Annotated in this window: 16 protein-coding genes; 9 read left to right on the top strand and 7 right to left on the bottom strand. The window is 61.8% G+C overall.

The window, feature by feature from the left end; all coding sequences use genetic code 11:
* Positions 1-82: 82 nt before the first annotated feature.
* The 8 genes from IB268_RS30160 to IB268_RS30125 all read left to right on the top strand — a co-directional run bounded on the left by IB268_RS30160 (position 83) and on the right by IB268_RS30125 (position 8,683).
* Positions 83-286 (top strand): AlpA family transcriptional regulator, encoded by a 204-nt coding sequence (locus IB268_RS30160; RefSeq protein ID WP_192355273.1) that lies wholly within the window; start codon positions 83-85, stop codon positions 284-286.
* The gene (locus tag IB268_RS30155) at positions 283-831 is read left to right on the top strand and encodes a hypothetical protein (RefSeq protein ID WP_192355272.1); all 549 of its coding nucleotides are present in this window, start codon (positions 283-285) and stop codon (positions 829-831) included. The genes IB268_RS30160 and IB268_RS30155 overlap by 4 nt, the downstream gene beginning before the upstream one ends.
* A 414-nt stretch (positions 832-1,245) precedes the next feature.
* On the top strand, positions 1,246-4,122 hold the full coding sequence (locus IB268_RS30150; protein WP_192355271.1) for a PriCT-2 domain-containing protein: 2,877 nt from the start codon (positions 1,246-1,248) through the stop codon (positions 4,120-4,122).
* Complete coding sequence (locus IB268_RS30145; protein ID WP_192355270.1) at positions 4,122-4,745, top strand: hypothetical protein; 624 nt, start codon at positions 4,122-4,124, stop codon at positions 4,743-4,745. The genes IB268_RS30150 and IB268_RS30145 overlap by 1 nt, the downstream gene beginning before the upstream one ends.
* 541 nt (positions 4,746-5,286) lie before the next feature.
* The gene (locus IB268_RS30140) at positions 5,287-5,475 is read left to right on the top strand and encodes a hypothetical protein (protein WP_192355269.1); all 189 of its coding nucleotides are present in this window, start codon (positions 5,287-5,289) and stop codon (positions 5,473-5,475) included.
* A 488-nt stretch (positions 5,476-5,963) separates the two neighbouring features.
* On the top strand, positions 5,964-6,941 hold the full coding sequence (locus tag IB268_RS30135; protein WP_370540044.1) for a DUF1254 domain-containing protein: 978 nt from the start codon (positions 5,964-5,966) through the stop codon (positions 6,939-6,941).
* A 15-nt stretch (positions 6,942-6,956) separates the two neighbouring features.
* Positions 6,957-7,790: a phosphatase PAP2 family protein gene (locus tag IB268_RS30130; protein WP_225591533.1), complete on the top strand. Its 834-nt coding sequence runs from the start codon at positions 6,957-6,959 to the stop codon at positions 7,788-7,790.
* Positions 7,787-8,683: a hypothetical protein gene (locus IB268_RS30125; RefSeq protein ID WP_192355267.1), complete on the top strand. Its 897-nt coding sequence runs from the start codon at positions 7,787-7,789 to the stop codon at positions 8,681-8,683. The genes IB268_RS30130 and IB268_RS30125 overlap by 4 nt, the downstream gene beginning before the upstream one ends.
* On the opposite strand, the gene IB268_RS30120 is transcribed toward IB268_RS30125, so the two are convergent.
* The 7 genes from IB268_RS30120 to IB268_RS30090 all read right to left on the bottom strand — a co-directional run bounded on the left by IB268_RS30120 (position 8,667) and on the right by IB268_RS30090 (position 15,176).
* Positions 8,667-9,695: a helix-turn-helix domain-containing protein gene (locus IB268_RS30120; protein ID WP_192355266.1), complete on the bottom strand. Its 1,029-nt coding sequence runs from the start codon at positions 9,693-9,695 to the stop codon at positions 8,667-8,669. The two genes, IB268_RS30125 and IB268_RS30120, sit on opposite strands and share 17 nt — an antisense overlap.
* An 81-nt stretch (positions 9,696-9,776) precedes the next feature.
* Positions 9,777-10,403, bottom strand: a complete 627-nt coding sequence (locus IB268_RS30115) for a membrane integrity-associated transporter subunit PqiC (protein WP_192355265.1) — start codon at positions 10,401-10,403, stop codon at positions 9,777-9,779.
* Positions 10,400-12,022, bottom strand: coding sequence for an intermembrane transport protein PqiB (locus tag IB268_RS30110; RefSeq protein WP_225591532.1), 1,623 nt, complete (start codon positions 12,020-12,022; stop codon positions 10,400-10,402). Before IB268_RS30110 ends, IB268_RS30115 begins: the two co-directional genes overlap by 4 nt.
* 38 nt (positions 12,023-12,060) lie before the next feature.
* The gene (locus IB268_RS30105; RefSeq protein ID WP_192355263.1) at positions 12,061-12,696 is read right to left on the bottom strand and encodes a paraquat-inducible protein A; all 636 of its coding nucleotides are present in this window, start codon (positions 12,694-12,696) and stop codon (positions 12,061-12,063) included.
* Positions 12,693-13,325: a paraquat-inducible protein A gene (locus IB268_RS30100; protein ID WP_192355262.1), complete on the bottom strand. Its 633-nt coding sequence runs from the start codon at positions 13,323-13,325 to the stop codon at positions 12,693-12,695. Before IB268_RS30100 ends, IB268_RS30105 begins: the two co-directional genes overlap by 4 nt.
* Before the next feature lie 171 nt (positions 13,326-13,496).
* Positions 13,497-14,480, bottom strand: coding sequence for an AraC family transcriptional regulator (locus IB268_RS30095; RefSeq protein ID WP_192355261.1), 984 nt, complete (start codon positions 14,478-14,480; stop codon positions 13,497-13,499).
* Between the two features lie 216 nt (positions 14,481-14,696).
* Complete coding sequence (locus IB268_RS30090; protein ID WP_225591531.1) at positions 14,697-15,176, bottom strand: YSC84-related protein; 480 nt, start codon at positions 15,174-15,176, stop codon at positions 14,697-14,699.
* 342 nt (positions 15,177-15,518) lie between these two features.
* Between IB268_RS30090 and IB268_RS30085 the strand changes: the two genes are divergently transcribed.
* Positions 15,519-16,298 (top strand): bifunctional diguanylate cyclase/phosphodiesterase, encoded by a 780-nt coding sequence (locus IB268_RS30085; protein WP_192355260.1) that lies wholly within the window; start codon positions 15,519-15,521, stop codon positions 16,296-16,298.
* The last annotated feature ends 851 nt before the right edge of the window (positions 16,299-17,149 follow it).

The raw sequence follows: 17,149 nt of genomic DNA, 5'->3' as shown, positions 1-17,149 counted from the left end.
TGCGTACCGGAGTCGGCGCCAGCGTCCAAGCTATTGCCAGTGAGCCACTGGCTGGGGATGAACCTTAAGGGGTACATCCTAGATGGAAAAGAAAACGTATGTACGTGCACCGCGCGCCGCTGAAATTCTCGGCGTGTCGGTCGCAACGCTTTGGCGCTGGGCGCGGGAAGACGAAACCTTTCCAGCCAAGCGCCGCCTGTCAGCGCGCGTTACCGTCTGGTGCGAGGAAGAGTTGCGCACCTGGGCCGATGAGCGCATGACTGCAATGGAAGCGGAGTCCGCATGAGCCACGCCAACATCTTCCAAGAGTTGCACGCCTCGCGGGCTGGCGCCCACGCCATCGCATCCACCAAGCCCGGCGTCTACACCGCGCGGGAGGCCGAGCCTGAGCAATTCGTGGGGCCGACGACGTTCAAACAGGCCGCCCAGCGCGCGGCATGGTGGGCCGTCATCGCTACAGCATGGGGCGCGCATCCAGGGCATGGTTCGGTGGCGCATATCAACTGCGGGCAGGGCTACGCGCACGTCGTGCATATCGAACCGAGCGCGACGCAATGTGATTTTTTCGACTGCATGTACAGCGCCGCCATGGCCATGGCCAATCAATTCGACTACGAGCCGGCCGAGCCAGGCTGCGAGCTTTTCACTTGCGCCAACGGCGACATAATCACCAACGAAATCGCGCGTGTGCTTGGGGCGGTAGACGCTCGCGGGACCATCGCGGCACTGGTCGAAGACTTCAAGCGCTCGAAGGTGGTAATGGACTTGGAAAAGCGAGTGCGCGAGCTGCTTCCCGACCTGCCCGCCCTGTCTCATCTGGCGTGGGCGTGACCATGCTGTACGCATTGATACTCACCATGATGGCGGGCGGCAGCGCCGTAGCCACCGCCCCCAACGCAGCTGCGTGTATGCGGGTCGCGCACCGTGTCGCACAAGTGGCGCAAGCCGAAGGCGGGCGACTTTACCCGCGTAGTGCTGACCGCGCGCTGCATACGTATTCATGTGGGCAAAGTGCGCGCTTACATCAAGCGTGTAACGCAGGGCGAAGCGGCATGACCGCGTGTTCCTTCGCTGCAAGGCGCATGCGCAATGCTGCATAGCGCCGACGTTCAAATGACTGTCACCATGACCACTGCCGGGGCGCTTCATGGCCTCGCCCAGCTGGGTGCCGGTTTTCAAAATCAAGGCCTCCATAAAGAAATCCCCCGTGCCTGCCCAGCGCCGGGGGATTCGGAGAAAACCTAAATGTCTTACCCATTGTCTCAAACCGCCGATAGCGGTGCAACCCGCTTCAAGGTAGAAGACGTGCCCGTCGCCAGCCTGGGCGCTTTGATCCAGGCCGCGCGAGCTACGCTGGACTATGCTGGCGATGCCGGCTTGTACGGCGTGCGCGGCGTGCCCGCACCGTTTGGCTTCACTATCGACGGCATGCCCGGCACGTATGAGCTGGTACCGGGCGACGACGTGCCCGTTACCGTCACCGGCTACACCGAAGGCGTAAACGAGAACGGCGCGCTGCTGGCCGGGCGCGTAAACCTCTACGCGAGGGCCAACGACAGAGACGTAACTGAGCCGGTGGAGGTGGCCGGCCCCCAAGCGCTGGCCGATCTGCTGACCACACGGGCGCGGCCGTTGCGCCTCGCCATGCCTGACGTGCGCGGGCTGGACGATGAGGCGGCGAAGGGAGCAGTTGCGGCGTTCAAGAAATCCAAGGAGGCCCAGCCGGCATTCGCACCAGCAGCCAAAGGCGAGACGCGCAGCGGCAACGTTCACCCTGTGCCTTGGGTGCTGATCGACGCAGACCATATCGTCGGGGGCGCTGACCTCGACCCGCGTGCTATCGAGGCCCGTATCGTCGCGGCGTGCAAGGAGTTGGGCGCGTGCATTGGCTGGCGGTCTGCGTCTGATTCCGACGCCGCCCCAAAGCTCAAGGTTGTCTTGTGGCTGGACCGCCAGCTGAACGCGACTGATAACGCCACAGCCGTCCGCGCTGTCGCGGCGCTGCTGGACGAGAAGTTGGAAGGGGTGACCGTGGTAGCGGGCAAGCCCGAAGCCGGCGGCACAGGGCCGCTGGTGGCCTTGGACATGGCACAGGCCAGCCGCGGCCAGCTGTGTTTTCTTCCGCCCAAAGGCCGCGAGGTGTTCGTACATGACGGCCCGCCACTGTCGCTGGACCTGATCGCCCACGAAGTGCCGGTCGATATCGCCCCCGCCACTGCTACGGACTTCGCCCCGTCGCGGTTGGAGACGCCCGCCGCTGTCGCCGAGTTGCGCGACGCGCTGCTGTCTATCCCGTCCGATGACCGGGACGTGTGGCGTGACGTGTGCTTTGCCATCCGCGCCACTGGCTGGACGTGCGCCCGCGATATCGCGCTGGAGTGGAGCCAGCACGATGACGGCGGCAAGTTCGACGCGGATGAGTTCGACAAGTTGTGGGACGGCAAGCCGTCATCTACGGCTAACCCCGTGACGCTGGCTACGGTGTTCAAGATGGCGATGGACAATGGCTGGTCGCCGGAAGTCTTGCCGCTGGGCAATGCGACGGCGAACGCCCGTGCATTCATGGCCGATCACAAAGGGCAGTTCGTTTTCAGTACTGCATACGGCGGCTTCGTATGCTGGTCGCAGGAGGCCGGCAAGTTCATTACGCCGTCCAAGGCCCGCGACACGGACTATCTGGTCAAGCATGCAGTCACCTCATGGGTGGACCGGCGCGCCGAGATGTTGAAGGGCCAGGGTGATGACCCGTTCGCGGCAGCGCAGCTCAAGATTCTTAAGACCTTGGGCAACCCCGCCGCCCGAAACAACATGATCGACGTACTCCAGACTGTGACGATTGACCCCACACGGATCAAGCGCACGCTTGCGGATAGCGGTTTCGACACTGACCCATACACGCTGGGCGTGCCGGGCGGCACGGTGGTCATCACGCCGGGCAAGGATGGCAAGCCGTCGGCCTGGGTGCTTCGTGAGGGCCGCATGGACGACATGATCACGCGCAGCACCGCGGTTCGACCAAAGCGCAACGCGGCCAAGCTCAAACTGTTCACGGACTTTCTGGCTACGTCGCGCGGTGCGGATCAAGTCGAATGGATGCAGCACGCGCTTGGCATGACGCTGCTTGGCAAGTCGCTGCGCGGGGTGTTCATTTCCGTAGGCGCCCCGTCGTCGGGCAAAAGCCTGTTGGCCAACCTGCTGCTGGGAACTTATGGCACGTATGCCGTGACTATCGGGCAGCAGACTGTCTGCGCCGAGACAGGACGCGCGAAGACGGAGAAGCCCCGGCCCGACATCATCCGCATGATTGGCGTTCGCTTCGCAGTCGTGCCGGAGATAAGTTCCGCCGACACCCTCGACGCCGGGTTCATCAAACGTGTTACCGGTGGCGACCTTGTACCGGCGCGCAACCTGTACGACGGCTCGCTGATAGACGTGCAGGTTATCGCCAAGCTGTGGATGCACGGTAATTCTCTGCCGTCTATCGCAGGCGGCCAGCAGCAAGGCGCGCTCGAGAGCCGGTTCAACCTCATGCAGTACGGCAAACCCGAGAAGCCCAACCCCAGGTTTGAGCACGACTTGGCCGATCCCGAGGTACGGGCCGCAGCATTGGCCTGGATTCTGGACGGCGCATGCAAGCTGATCGACCACGGGGAGAAGCTGCCCAGCAACGCGCCCGTCGATGCTGCTACATCGAGCTGGCTGTCCTCGCTGGAAGAGCAGAACGAATGGCTGTCGTCGTTTACGCGTCCTGCGACAAAGGACGACCCGCACGGCGGCGAGCAGGTAGGCGTTCTGCGTCAGGCGTACATCGCTTACCGCCAGCGGATTGACGGCGTGACGACCGGCTACAAGGCATTCCATATCGCCCCCAATGACTTCAGCAAGTTTCTGGTGGGTGCCGGCATCAGTCGCTTGGTGGGCAAGTCGGCCGGGCGTCGCTACCCTATCGTGCTGCTGACGGCCGAAGAGATGGCCGCCAACGGGCTGGAGCCGGCCGATATCGTGGGCGCTTTGCAGGATCGAGGGCTCACGGGTGACGCGATCCGGGAACCGATGCGCGCCGCTGGAATCTCCGATGAGGATATCAGCGCGGCAATGGGCGACTATCAAGGGGGTTTCTGATGATTAAGACTTGCAACGCGATTCTTGATTTCATTGACGGCATGGCGTTCTGCATTCCGGCCGGGTCGCTGGAATGGGAACAGCTGGAGGGCGTCAAGCGGGCAGACCTTTGGTTCCGTTGGGAAGACAGCGTCTGGGCTTGGCGCCCAAAGAAAGATGCCAAGTTCTGGATTCGTGAGTACCTGGACTGGACGCCAGAGCCGGGGCCTCATGCGACGGGGGTGGCGGACATGGTGCGCCATCTGCTGAGCGTGCCGGCGTCGGACTTTCGCGGCGACCCATGTTTGCCCAACAGCGTCATCTACACCCCGACGGCTGAGGGCATGGCTTGGCGCCTTGACCGAACTTTCGCCTACCGCAAGTGCGAGGGCTACGACCGGGGGGCTGGCGCGGTGGAATACCCGCACCGGCAGACCCTGCTCGACTGGTTCAATGATCGGACCATGCCCGACAAGAAAGCCATCATGACGGCGGAAGCGCTGGCCCTCGACTGCTGGGCGTTCTGCCTGGCGCGCGGGTTCAACGCGCCGGCCGAGTGGATCGCACGGGTTGCGCTGCCGTGGGTCATCCCTAGGGGGTACAGAAAGGACGACGGCTGGGCGATCCGACTTCTGCGCAGGTAAAAGCAGCGGGGCACCTTCGGGGTGCCCTTCTTTTGCCTCCGACGGGGGATCATGCGTCCCGTGCGTCCCAGATATCCAAAAAAAGCGACGCTACGCGATACTACGTAACACTACGCGAGACACAAACGGGACGCATGGGACGCATGGGACGCATGCTGGTAAAAGTATTTTGCGTTTTTTCTGGCGGTATCTGCGGGGTCCAGCGACTCGCAGTATCCACAGGTCCATATCTATGGGGTAAATATTTTTGAACTTTTTTAGAATAAGCGTCCCGTGCGTCCCAAAGTCACAAAGAAATCAGGTAGAACCAATATCCATGCGGGTTTCCAGCGGGACGCATGAATCGGAAAATGCGCCCTAAATGCGTCCCAGATGCGTCCCAACCCCGGATCATCAGGCCAACGGCCAGCAAACTGTTTAAAGTTTGAAAATGGCCAACTACTGTTTAAAGTTTGAGACCGGTTTTTAGAAAATGGCCGCGCCCCCTTGATACACTAGGCCGATGGAAGACCTCGCACCTGTCTGGGCACGCTGCGTCCGCATGGAAGCACCCGAGAACCGCGCCCTTGCCCGCGCCACCTACCTCCGGTTGCAGCGCCTGCCGATCCGCGAGCAGCGCTATGCCCTAGCCCACCGGCCAGATGGCCCGTTCTACGACATGTTGAACCGCATCATGGATGTTATGGGGATGTCGTCGGCCAAGCTCGCCAAGTCCCGCGCCCGAGTCTAGGACCCAGGGCGCCGTCATGCCCTTAGCGACCAAACGATCACACCTGCTCTGTGCGAACGCGCGCAAATCCACTTGGCCGTGACGATGAAATGAAGGGCAAACTGCTCCCATTATTGAGTACCGCAGGAAAGTGCACTTCGCCGAGCTCATAATTTGTGATCTGACGGCAGAACAGTGTGTCAACCAAACGCCCTCCTACCGGGTCGCAAGCATAACTTAGCCAAGTTCGGCGAGGAATCGCTTCCTGTTTCGTCCGTTCACAGGAACAGATGAGATGCTAAGTCGGTTAGGGTTTTGGCATCAAATGGCAAGCTTTGAACGAGACTCCTCCATAGAATTTGAAAGGGAGCGGCACGCGGAAAACATGCTGCAATCAAAGGCCTCTCATTGGATGAATGAGCGGCCCGCTTTCATCAGATCTAGAGGTTCACGTGTCATATTCATTTGCGGTCCGCACAGTCGCCCTGGCTTTAGCAACTTTGGGGGCGGTGAACTCCCCCGCCACCGCCAATACGACGATCCCGGTGGGCGTCGACAATTTTGCCCGGGCCGAGTCCGATCTCTACATGAGCAAGATGGTGTCGGACGGCAGTTTCGGCAAGCTGGTCCACAGCCGGGAGCCGGTCGCCATCGATGCCCAGAACGTCATCCGGATGAACCGCGACACGCTTTACTCGAGCGGCGTGTTCGATCTCGATGCGGGCCCTGTCACGATCGAGCTGCCCGATACGGGCAAGAGATTCATGTCGATGCTCGTGGTCGACGAAGACCACTACGTGCCCGCCGTCTTCTATGGCGCAGGCCGCCACGTCCTAACGAAAGAGCAGATCGGCACCCGGTACGTCTTTGTCGCCATCCGCACCCTGGTGGACCCGGCGGACAAGAAGGACCTTGAACAGGTGCATGCGCTGCAGGACAGGATCCGCGTCAGCCAGGCCCAGGCCGGTACCTTCGTCATTCCGCAATGGGATCAGGCAAGCCAGAAGAAGGTGCGTGATGCCTTGCTGGTGCTAGCCTCGGCCATACCCAACTACAACCGGGCGTTTGGCTCCAAGGACCAGGTCGACCCCGTCCATCACCTGATCGGGACCGCGGCGGGATGGGGCGGAAATCCCAGCAAGGACGCGATCTACCTCACGGGGGTGATACCGCAGAACGACGGCAAGACGGTGTACCGACTGAATGTGGGGTCCGTTCCCGTCAATGGCTTCTGGTCCATCGCCGTCTACAACGCCGAGGGCTACTTCCAGAAGAATCCCTACGACGCCTATTCCTTGAACAATCTCACCGCCAAGAAGAACGCCGACGGGTCGATCGACATCCAATTCGGCGGCTGCGACGGAAAGATCGCGAATTGCCTGCCCGTCATGCCGGACTGGAACTACACCGTCAGGCTGTATCAGCCGGGCGAACAGATCCTGAACGGCCAATGGCGTTTCCCGCAACCACAACCCGTGGTTCGTTGAATCCGGAGCGCAGGCATGCACGGGATATCCATTCTTGGCCGCTCACGGGCAGCGGCCGGCGCGCTGCTGTGCATGGCGGCTGCCGGCCCGCTCTGCGCGCAAACGCTCTCCCCTGCGGCGGGAAAGGTGACCGATCCGCACTTCGAACTGGCCCCGGGCTATCTGAACCAGGCGGCCCTGCCCGATAGCCTGCTGCTCCTGGGCGCCCCTCCCTCGAAAGACAGCGCCGCGTTCGCGCGCGACGAAGAGGCCAGGAAGGCAGCTCTTGCGCAGAGCGGAACCGCCCGCTGGGAGATCGCCAGGCGGGATGCCGATCTCAGGTTTCCCGCGCCGGCCAACAATTTCTCCTGCGCCATGGGCGTACGAATCGACGAGCAGTACACGCCCCGCACCTATCGGCTCATGCAGCGCGTTTTGACGGACGCAGGGCTTTCCACCTATGGCGTCAAGAACAAGTACGACCGGACCCGGCCGTTTGCCTTGCACGACGAAGGCACTTGCACGCCTAAGGACGAGGAAATCCTGCGCAACGACGGCTCTTATCCTTCCGGCCACACCGCTGCGGGATGGGCCTGGGCGCTCGTCCTGGCCGAAATCAACCCGCAACGCGCGAACGAGTTGCTGGCGCGCGGCCTGGCGTTTGGGCAAAGCCGCGTCATCTGCAATGCGCATTGGCAGAGCGACGTGGACGGCGGGCGCGTCATGGGCGCGGCAACGGTCAGCAGGCTGCAAAGCGACGCGGGCTTCCGCGCCGACGTGGATGCCGCCAGACTGGAACTGAAGAACCTCAAGGCAGCGGAAGGAAATACGCCCATGGACTGCGCCGCCGAGGCCGCCGCGCTTTCATGAGCATGGTTCCCTACCAGCCGGGTGATCCGGCAAGCACAGCCAAACGACTACAGCCCGGACGGCTTGCGCCTCGCGCCTGGCCGCTGCCGCAGCGACGCGGGAGCGCCGGCTTGCTGTTCACGTTGTTGATGGGGGCCGCGTCGGCGTTGCCGGGTGCCGCGCAAGCGGATGAAACCGGCCGCGTCGCGGATCCCCTCGCGGCGCCCGCAGCGGCAGACAAGTCGGATTGGCAGTTCAGCGTCAGCCCCTATCTCTGGATGGCCGGAGTTCAGGGCACGGTCCGGCAATTTGGTTCTCCGCCGACCAGGCTCGAATCCGACTTCGGACAGATTTTCGACGAGCTGGACTATGCTTTCATGGGGATACTGGAGGGACGTCGCGGCCGCTACAGCCTCTTCGTCGATATTGCGTATACGAAGATCTCGGTCAAGGACTCCACGCCCAAGGGTGTCCTGGCGGAAAAAATCGGCGTGGCCTCGCAATCGTTCTCGGGCCTGCTGGGAAGCGGATACACCGTCCACAGCACGGATCGCGCGCATCTGGACCTGATCGCCGGCTTGCGTGTCTGGAGCGTGAGCACGAAGTTGAGTTTCCATGGCGGCATCCTCGACCATGTGAAACAGCGCGACAGCGCAACCTGGGTGGACATGGTGGGCGGCTTCCGCGGCACCTATTCCGTTACCGACAAGGTGTATCTGACCGGTTGGGGCAACATCGGCGCCGGTCAGGCCGATCTGGACTGGGACGTGGTTGCGGGCCTCGGCTACAAGATAAACGCCAACCTTTCCGCCGTGGCCGGCTACCGGATCCAGGGCGTGGATTACAAGAAGAACGGCTTCGAGTACGACGTCATCCAGAAAGGACCGATCATGGGAATCACCTACCGGTTCTGAGACGGCTGTGCGCGGCAAAATGGCTGGACAGCAAATTGCTGCCATCGACCGGCGGCGCAGTGCTGCGGCTCCATTCGCCGGCTTCGTCCGGGGCCACGCCAAAGCGCGCAATGAACGCCTGACGGAATCGTCCCGCGTCCCGAAAGCCGCAATCCGCCGCGGCCTGGCTCACCGGACGCATGGCGTTCCGGGGATCGACGATACGGGCGTAAGCCTCGTCCAGGCGCCTGCTCCTGATCACATGGGCGATTCCGCCAAGGTCGGCAAAGACGCGATACAAGTGCGCCCGTGAGACCCTGAATCGTTGCACCAGCAGATCCGGACCCAGTTCGGGGTCTGCAAGATGGCGATCGATATAGGCAAGCGCCCGCGCACGCAAAGCCTGGGCGAGCACGGATTTCGGTTCATCCTGCATGAGCGCCGTGTTGGACAGGCCCGCGGAAAGCAGCGTGGCCAGGGCGTCCTGCACCGCGACGTCCTCGCTCGCGGACAACTGCCCGGATACAGCATGGAAACCGCGCAGATAATCCATGAGCAGGCGCGTCATCGGCTGCCCGGCCTGCAGCACGAATCCATGGACATCGCGGGCGCCCAGCAACTTGTCGATGCCCGCGCGGGGAATGGTCGTGGCCAGCCGTTCGCCGGCATCCACCCGGCACGCGTAAGGCCGGGCCAGATCGATGATGCATATTCCTCCCGGGGCCGCCACGACGTCACGGTTGTCGAAATCTCCGTAGATGGAGCCCGCAACCAGAACATGGACCAGATAGTGGTCTAGTCCGCTGCGCGCAATCGTGGCCCGGTCCCGCTTGTAGCGCTGCGCGTTGAAGGTGGTCGAACCCAGCGTCAATCCGCCGACGTGGCGCAGCCGCATGGTTCCCTCCAGCGTCGCCTGCCCGTCCGTCGACGCCAGCGTCGTTTCGCAGAACGGACGGGTGACATCGCGCCAGTACTCGTCGCGCAGCGAATGCTCTATTGCGTCGGTGGATATGAATGTTTCCGAACAAATCATATGGACGGCTTTCCTGGCGGCATGGTGCACGCGCTTCGGTTGCTCAAACATCGGCCTTGGACGAACGCGACGCAGAGCCGCCTAGGATACCTGGGGCGGCTCGCATTTCGACTGGCGCGAGACCGACCACGCCGTCGCGTCCCGGCCGACCTGCCGGGCCAACGCAGCGATCAGGCGCTGTTGCGCCTGCACGAGCGCAGGATAACCGGCGTTCGCGGGTTCTTCGAAACGTCCGTGGCAGACTAGCCTGGCAGCGCCAGGCTGGCGTGCATCCGCCAGGGTCCAACCTGCCTCGAGCTGCACGCGCTTTCCCGGCCATGCGTCAAGCCGGCGAACCTGCAATTTCACCTTGATCACCTGCATATCGCCCGGCCAGGACAAGCCGGCGACGTCCTGCGTGCCCAAGCGCTCGACCAGCTGCGCCGAAAACGCGTTGCGTATCTCCTCGTCCAACGGCCCCAGCCAGCGCTCGTCGTCCAGGACCGCGAGCATGCCGCTGTCGTCCTGTCTCACGACCAGCTGAGGCTGGTTCAGGTATTCCGGCAAGGCCACAGGCAGCACTTCGACCGCGAAGCGCGCAGGAGCGCCTTGATACCGGGCGTCCGCCTGCGGATTCAACAAGGTGTAATGACGTACAGGCGCGGAAGCGCTGCAAGCGGCCAGCCCGAAAGGCAGGGCGAGCAGGCAGGTGCGGAACGGTCGGATCATCGTTTGGGAGTTTCCATGGTGCTGGCTGGCGGCTCTGCGGAAGCCTCGAATGTCGCATTCTTGGGGCGGCCTCTCACCACCGCCTCCGGATATCGGCTCAAGAGATCGGTCAAGGTGCGCACCGAACGCGCCGTGCGCTGGATCTCCTGAAGCGCCTGGCCCAGGCCCTGCTGCAAGGTCGCATCCTCGGCCAGCATGCCATGCGCGGCACCGATGGTTTGCTGCGCCTGGCGCAGCGTCTGCGTGGCCTGCGGCAAAACCAGGCCGTTCAACTGCAGCAGCGCTTTATTCAGATTGGCGAAGGACGAGTCCAGATTGCGCGCGATGCTGTCCAACGGCATCTTGTCGATCTTGCCCACGATGCTGGCGAACCGCTCCTGCAATTGATCGAAGCTGCCGCTGATGGTGGGCAGCACAATCGGACGCTGTCGCGGATCAAAGACGACCTTGGGAGTGTTCGGTATAAAGTCCAGGGCGATGTAAAGCTGGCCGGTCAGCAGGTTACCGGTTCTTGCCTGGGCCCTCAGGCCGTGCGCCACCATCTCCTGAAGCATGCGCACCAGCCGGTCTTCCTCAGACCCTTCGGAGGCCGGCATCTTCGCCATAATCTCGCCGAGCCGCTGCGGATACACCACGATGCCGACCTTGGATTGAAAGCGGCGCTTGACCGGGTCGTAATCCGGCTTGATGGAGATGACCCGGCCCAGGTCCATGCCATCGAACTGCACAGGCGCGCCTATGGTCAGGCCCCGCAAGGATTGCTCGAAGACCAGATAGGCGGCCTGCGACGGCCCGTCGGGCGGAGCCAGGGCGGCCTGCTGATCCTTGGCCAACTCGTACGCGGCGTCTTCCGCCGCCGGCTCGCCGGAAACGCCCGGAGCCGTGCCGAAGGAAACTCCGCCGGCCAGGATGGTGGCAATCGATTGAGTTTGCAGCTTGAACCCGTCCGCGCCGAGCGAGACGTCGACACCGCTGGCGTTCCAGAAGCGGGTCGCCGTGGTGACGTAACGGTCGTAGGGCGCATTGACGAAGAGCCGCAGGGCGACCGCCCTGCCATCCTCGCCCAGTTGGTATGACGCAACACGGCCGACTTGAATGCGCCGGTAGTAGACCGGCGATCCGACGTCCAGGGAGCCCAGATCTTCGGTATGTAGGACGAAGGACCGGCCCGGCGTGTCGCCGATGACGGTGGGAGGACTTTCCAGGCCCGTGAACTCCTTGGCAAGCTCCGTCGAATGCCCTCGATCGACGCCGATGTATGCCCCCGACAGCAAGGTATCCACGCCGGAAACGCCATCGATGCCGATGCGCGGGCGCACCACCCAGAAGCGCGAGTCCTGACGCGCCAAGGTCGCCGCATCCTTGTCCAGCGACACCGTCGCTACCACGCGGGAGCCGTCCTCGCTGAGACCGATCGCCGTAACCGTACCCACGTTCACGTCCTTGTACTTCACCAGGGTCTTGCCTTCTTCCAGACCGGCGGCAGTACGGAACGTGATATTGATCACTGGGCCCTCCGTCATCCAGGTTTGCACCAGCATGGAAAGGCCGATCAAGGCTGCAATAAGGGGTACCAGCCAGACCAGCGAAATGCGCCACTTCTTGGGGGCCACCACCATGGGCGAGCCGGGTCCATGGAGCGTCCTAGAAGAATCATTCATTCATCACCACCATTGATTTCCCCATCCCAAATATGTCTGGGGTCGAACGACATGGCTGCCAGCATCGTGAAAATCACGACCATGCCGAAGAAGAGGATGCCCACGCGGGGCGAGATATCGGTGAGGCCCTGGAATTGCACCAGGGCTGCCACCACCGCCACCACCAGCACATCCAGCATCGACCAGTACCCGACAAACTCCACCATGCGATACAGCTTGGCGCGCTCTCGCGTCGCCCATCGGCTGCGCCGCTGGGAGGTGGCGAGCAACAGGCCAAGAATCAGGAACTTCGCGCAAGGCACTGCCACACTGGCGACGAAAATCACCAGCGCGATTCCGTAGGAGCCGGACGTCCAGAACTCCACCGCCCCCTCCATGATGGTGCTGCTGGCGCCCTTACCCAGCAGGCTGGTGTGCATAACGGGCAGGACATTGGCGGGGATGTAGCAGATAACGGCGGTCAGGAGCAGCGCCCAGGCGCGGGCGATGCCGTTCGGGCGCCGATGATGCAGTGTCGAGCCGCAGCGGGGGCACTGCGCGGAATGCCCCGGCGTTTCCAGTCGCTCACATACCAGGCCGCACGCATGGCAGCCCACCAGTGACAAATCGCTTGCAAACGGCAGCCTGTTCATGCCGCGCGGCCTCTGCGCAAGGCAGCAACGTCTTCGGTCTGCTCCCACAGCGTGGAGAGGTCCCGGTGTGAAATCACGGTGAGCAATACCATCAGGGCGGCGGTGGCCCAGACGCCGGCGCCCAGGCTCACTTCCACGAGGCTGATCAGCTTGATGATCGCCACCAGGATGCCGAGTATGCCGACCTCGACCATGCTCCATGGCCGCAAAATCGCCAGCATCCGCAAAGCCCGGGAAAAGCCTGGCGCGCGCTGGCCGACGCGCGCATGGACCAGCACCCATGCAAGCAAGGCGATCTGCGCAAGCGGCACTAGGATGATCACCAGCGCTGTCACTATCGCAATGGGCGCCACGCTGCCCTGGGCAAGGGCCCAAGCGAATTCCCACAGCGTCGCGTCGCGGCGCGTTCCATTCAGGCTGATGCGGACCACCGGACAGACGTTCGCGATCAGGAACACGACCGCCGTCGTGATGGTCAATGCCAACCACCGGTCCACATCCAGCGGGTTAGCGCGTTGGAGCACCGCCTCGCACCGCCTGCAGCGCGCCACCTCGCCTGCGGCCAACGCGCAGCGTTGGTACACGCTGTCGCAATGCTCACAGGCCACCAAGTGGGGATAAACGTTCATGTCTTTGGCTGGATAACCGTGCTGTTGCGTGGCGACGGCCTGCCCATGGCAACCGGCCGCCGCCGACGAGGCGCTATCTAGCGCAGCCTTGCGAGGCTACCGGACATGCCGCATCCGGGCTTGCCATTCGGTGCCAAAGTGCTTTGCAGTCCCAGGCGTGCGCGCGCCGCGTCAGGCGGGATTGCGCGGCGCCGAGCGGAAATTCGATGGAGTGCGCCCCGTCCAACGCTTGAAGGCGCGCGTGAAATGCGCCGGATCGCTGTAGCCGATCATGTAGGCGATTTCAGTCGCCGAATACCTGCCCTGGCGAATCAACCGCAGCGCCTCGCTACGCCGCGTCTCGTCCCTCAAGTCTTCGAAATCGACCCCGCTGCATTTCAGGCGCCGCTGAAGCGTCCGGGACGACATGCCGATTTCTCTTGCGACGGATTTGAGGGTGATGTCCTCTTGGTCCGAAATCCGCTCTATCAGCAGTCCCGCGGTATCGATCGTTGACTGCAGGGCCTGCGTAATCTTGCGGGAGTCGTCCGCCAGTCCTTGAAGAGGCGCCTCAAGCAACTCGCGGTCGAATTCGACCATGTTGTATGCGGCCCCTGTTTCGATATGGGGGCCCAGGCACTCCTCGAGCGCGTCGTCGCCCCGGGCTCTCGTCGCCTGCAAATGCACGCGTATTGCCGATGGCACTCCGGCCATGAGGGGCACCTTACGCAGCACGGCAAGGCTTCCAAAAATGAATTGCCGTGGGTCCGCTTCGAGCCGGCCCGTAAAGCTATGAATCAGTTTCGTCGTTCTGCCTTCCGTGACGATACGAACCTCTCCCCCCTGATGCAACATTGCCGCATGGGCTGCCGCCATCGCACACGCCTGCGCCACGTTCTCCGAACCTAGAACCAGGTCTCCCCATGCGCCGAGCGAGCGCAATTCCATCAGGCGGCCTACATAAGCGCCGCCAAAAGGATCTTGCGCAATCGCTGCCATCTCGTTGGCGATGCGAAAACACTGGGCTCGCGGAAGCCAGATATCGGGCGTTTGGAAGATATTCGGACAAACCCCCACGCGCTTGAAGAATTCAAGCGGCGATACGCCTCGGCTAGCCAAGTAGGGGCCGATATGCAGGAAGCTTCGGAGCTTGATGGATGGTGTGGCGTTCGACATGGACTTAGGTTTGACCGTCAGCCAGTTCGCCGAACGCTCCACCCCTCAAGGACTGCACCGACCCAAGCCATTCTTGCGTCGGAAATCGTGGACGAATTTACACCACCCCCTCTGAGGGAGGCATTGGAAAACCATCCACGTGAGACAAAACACACCAAAAAAGGAGACAGCGGACCATGAGGAATTGGCGCGCTGCCGGGATTTTCCGGAAATGCCTCAGGGGGTGATGCTGCTGATCTTGGAGCCTTCGAGGCCCATGCCCGCCATCAGGCCCTGGGCGCCGAAAGGCACGGCAAAGACATCCTGCGACAAGGTGGTGGTGGACACGCTGGACGCGGCGGATTTGTCCCAGACGACCAGGCTGGGGCCGCTGCCCAAGGCCCAGCCATCGCTCTTTTCAAGATAGGCCAGCGACTTCTGGTTCATGAAGAAAAGTGCATAGCCGAAGGTCTGGGCTCCCGCCTGCAGTCCCACCGACATGGCGGAGATTTCATAGTAGCCAGCGGGCTGCTTTCCCTTGAACAAAGTACCCTGCCCATGCTCCCCGCCCACGACGAAGCCCGCCTTGTATATCTTGGGAAAAACCAGCACTGCCACCGCCTTGTCGCCGAGCTCCTTGGTGCTCGGTTCGACGGCGTAAAGGTGCTGCAGCGCATTTGCGGATTCATTGCGAATCGCGAGCGCCGTGTCGGCCATAGCTGCGCCTGTCGAGACCAGCGCGTAGGCAAGCGCCAGCAGAACAGACCGCAGGCAATGAGCCAACTGGCGTGGGACATACTTGGAATATTTGTGACTTGCCATGAACATGAATGCCCTGATTTGGTTGCGCGCCCCTTCGGCGCGCCAGGAGTATTCAGAGCGAGGCAATGCCTGTCAAGACAGGTTGACCGGCGTCTCACATGCATCTACAAGACCGGCTTGAACGGCTGTTCCGCATTTGGCGTCGAATGGCAAGACCCTGCCGCGGCATTCTCCTAACCTAGACTTACGCCATGTCCTTTCGACGCCCGCAATCCCTCCAACAGCCAGAGAGGGCTCATGAATCAACATGCTGCCATTCAGGCATTCCATTCGCTGCAGGAAGCGCTGAGTAATGCGCTGGTGCACGATGAGTTGTTTCTGCAATATCAACCCATTGTCGATCGGTCGCGGAAGATCATAGGCATGGAGGCCTTGATGCGCTGGAACTCGGCGGAATACGGCCCGATTCCGCCCTCGGAATTCGTGCCGCTGGCGGAGCGAACCGGCGCCATTATGAGCATGGGCGCCTGGGCCCTGGAAGCAGGCTGCCAGCAGCTGGAGCAATGGTCCGCGAACCCGGTAGCCTCCGAGTGGACGCTGAGCGTCAATGTCAGCGCGCACCAGTTCAATCATCCGAATTTCGCCGGCGACGTGCTCAACCTGCTGAAGCGCTATCGGATCAAGCGGGACAGGCTCATTCTTGAAGTCACCGAGAGCGTATTCCTGAACCCCAAAGGAAGCAGGCAACAGGGCGGATTCCAGCGCATTCGCGATGCGGGCGTGGGCATAGCCGTGGACGACTTCGGCACGGGATTCTCATCGATCTGCTATCTGAAATACCTGTCGATCTCGCGTATAAAAATCGACAAGACCTTCATCGATGAAATTGTCGTGAGCAAGAAGGATCAAGGCATCGTCGGCGCCATCGTCATGCTGGCCCGGGCCCTGGAGGTGGACGTCGTGGCCGAGGGAGTGGAAACACTAGACCAGCTAACATACTTAGAGAATATTGGCTGCCCCGCATTTCAAGGTTTTCTTTTTGGAAAACCATGTGACATCTCAGAATATTTTACTTAAAACCCTCTAAAGCCTATTATTTACCCGCAATTTTCTCACCAAGGTAAAAATAATAATATCACCTATGACTTATAAGGGAACCGATTTTTCACGGTAATTTTTCACGAGAAACCGGCACCTATACACGTTGCGAGGGCGACCATTTGACAAAAGTTTCCGCACACTAACGCCCCCTCGCCCCCACAAGCAGTCAAAGTAGATCAGCCCACCAACGCATCAAGGCTAAATCGAAGGGTGAACTTTCTACATTTGGGGATGGCATCCATGCGGAGTGACAAGTCGTGCATCGGCGTGAGGAGTTGGCAGGCTTAAGTGCAGCTCATTTCTGCACATGCCGCAGCTCATGTCGAGAGAGACCTCCCGCACGCCATCGCTACACTACACGGGGCAACGCTCGAGCGAGCCTTGTTCCTCAAGGCTCCCGGCAAGCAAATCATTCTACGCATATCTACAGCAACGTTACCCAATGTAGAGGCGGCCCAATCGTAGAGCACCCCTCACCGGCACTACTCGCCGTTTCGGCGAAGAAAGGCCGGCAAGGACTCACAGTTCGAACGTTGCTGCTCAAGCCGTCTGATCAACCGTTCCCTGTCGCCACGGCACAACATCCGCGCGCCATCTGCTAGCCGCTTCCAGCTCGGACGGACAAGCTCATCGACCTCTGCCGCTTCTGCAACGGACTCGACGAGCACCATCCAGTCCGGCGGAGCATTCAGAAAGTAATTGACCTGCCCCCAGACTTAGTACGGCACCGACATAGAGTCCAGGGTTAAAAACCGTTGTTGCCGATGCGCCTGAGCAAACTGCTCCGGCGTTAAGTATCCCAGCGCGCTATGCGGGCGTTCGGTGTT

Source organism: Achromobacter sp. ACM01, from assembly GCF_014851745.1.
In the GTDB taxonomy this organism is placed as follows: domain Bacteria; phylum Pseudomonadota; class Gammaproteobacteria; order Burkholderiales; family Burkholderiaceae_B; genus Achromobacter; species Achromobacter aegrifaciens.
Note: the sequence above shows the minus strand (reverse complement) of the source record. Positions and strands in the feature narration are given on the sequence as shown.

Bases quoted from the DNA above. Each gene is read 5' to 3' on its own strand.
- IB268_RS30105 (WP_192355263.1), bottom strand. From the start codon at position 12,696: ATGAACAGGCTGCCGTTTGCAAGCGATTTGTCACTGGTGGGCTGCCAT.
- IB268_RS30145 (WP_192355270.1), top strand. From the start codon at position 4,122: ATGATTAAGACTTGCAACGCGATTCTTGATTTCATTGACGGCATGGCG.
- IB268_RS30085 (WP_192355260.1), top strand. From the start codon at position 15,519: ATGAATCAACATGCTGCCATTCAGGCATTCCATTCGCTGCAGGAAGCG.
- IB268_RS30110 (WP_225591532.1), bottom strand. From the start codon at position 12,022: ATGGTGGTGGCCCCCAAGAAGTGGCGCATTTCGCTGGTCTGGCTGGTA.
- IB268_RS30140 (WP_192355269.1), top strand. From the start codon at position 5,287: ATGGAAGCACCCGAGAACCGCGCCCTTGCCCGCGCCACCTACCTCCGG.
- IB268_RS30150 (WP_192355271.1), top strand. From the start codon at position 1,246: ATGTCTTACCCATTGTCTCAAACCGCCGATAGCGGTGCAACCCGCTTC.
- IB268_RS30160 (WP_192355273.1), top strand. From the start codon at position 83: ATGGAAAAGAAAACGTATGTACGTGCACCGCGCGCCGCTGAAATTCTC.
- IB268_RS30130 (WP_225591533.1), top strand. From the start codon at position 6,957: ATGCACGGGATATCCATTCTTGGCCGCTCACGGGCAGCGGCCGGCGCG.
- IB268_RS30115 (WP_192355265.1), bottom strand. From the start codon at position 10,403: ATGATCCGACCGTTCCGCACCTGCCTGCTCGCCCTGCCTTTCGGGCTG.
- IB268_RS30155 (WP_192355272.1), top strand. From the start codon at position 283: ATGAGCCACGCCAACATCTTCCAAGAGTTGCACGCCTCGCGGGCTGGC.
- IB268_RS30125 (WP_192355267.1), top strand. From the start codon at position 7,787: ATGAGCATGGTTCCCTACCAGCCGGGTGATCCGGCAAGCACAGCCAAA.
- IB268_RS30095 (WP_192355261.1), bottom strand. From the start codon at position 14,480: ATGTCGAACGCCACACCATCCATCAAGCTCCGAAGCTTCCTGCATATC.
- IB268_RS30100 (WP_192355262.1), bottom strand. From the start codon at position 13,325: ATGAACGTTTATCCCCACTTGGTGGCCTGTGAGCATTGCGACAGCGTG.
- IB268_RS30090 (WP_225591531.1), bottom strand. From the start codon at position 15,176: ATGGCCGACACGGCGCTCGCGATTCGCAATGAATCCGCAAATGCGCTG.
- IB268_RS30120 (WP_192355266.1), bottom strand. From the start codon at position 9,695: ATGATTTGTTCGGAAACATTCATATCCACCGACGCAATAGAGCATTCG.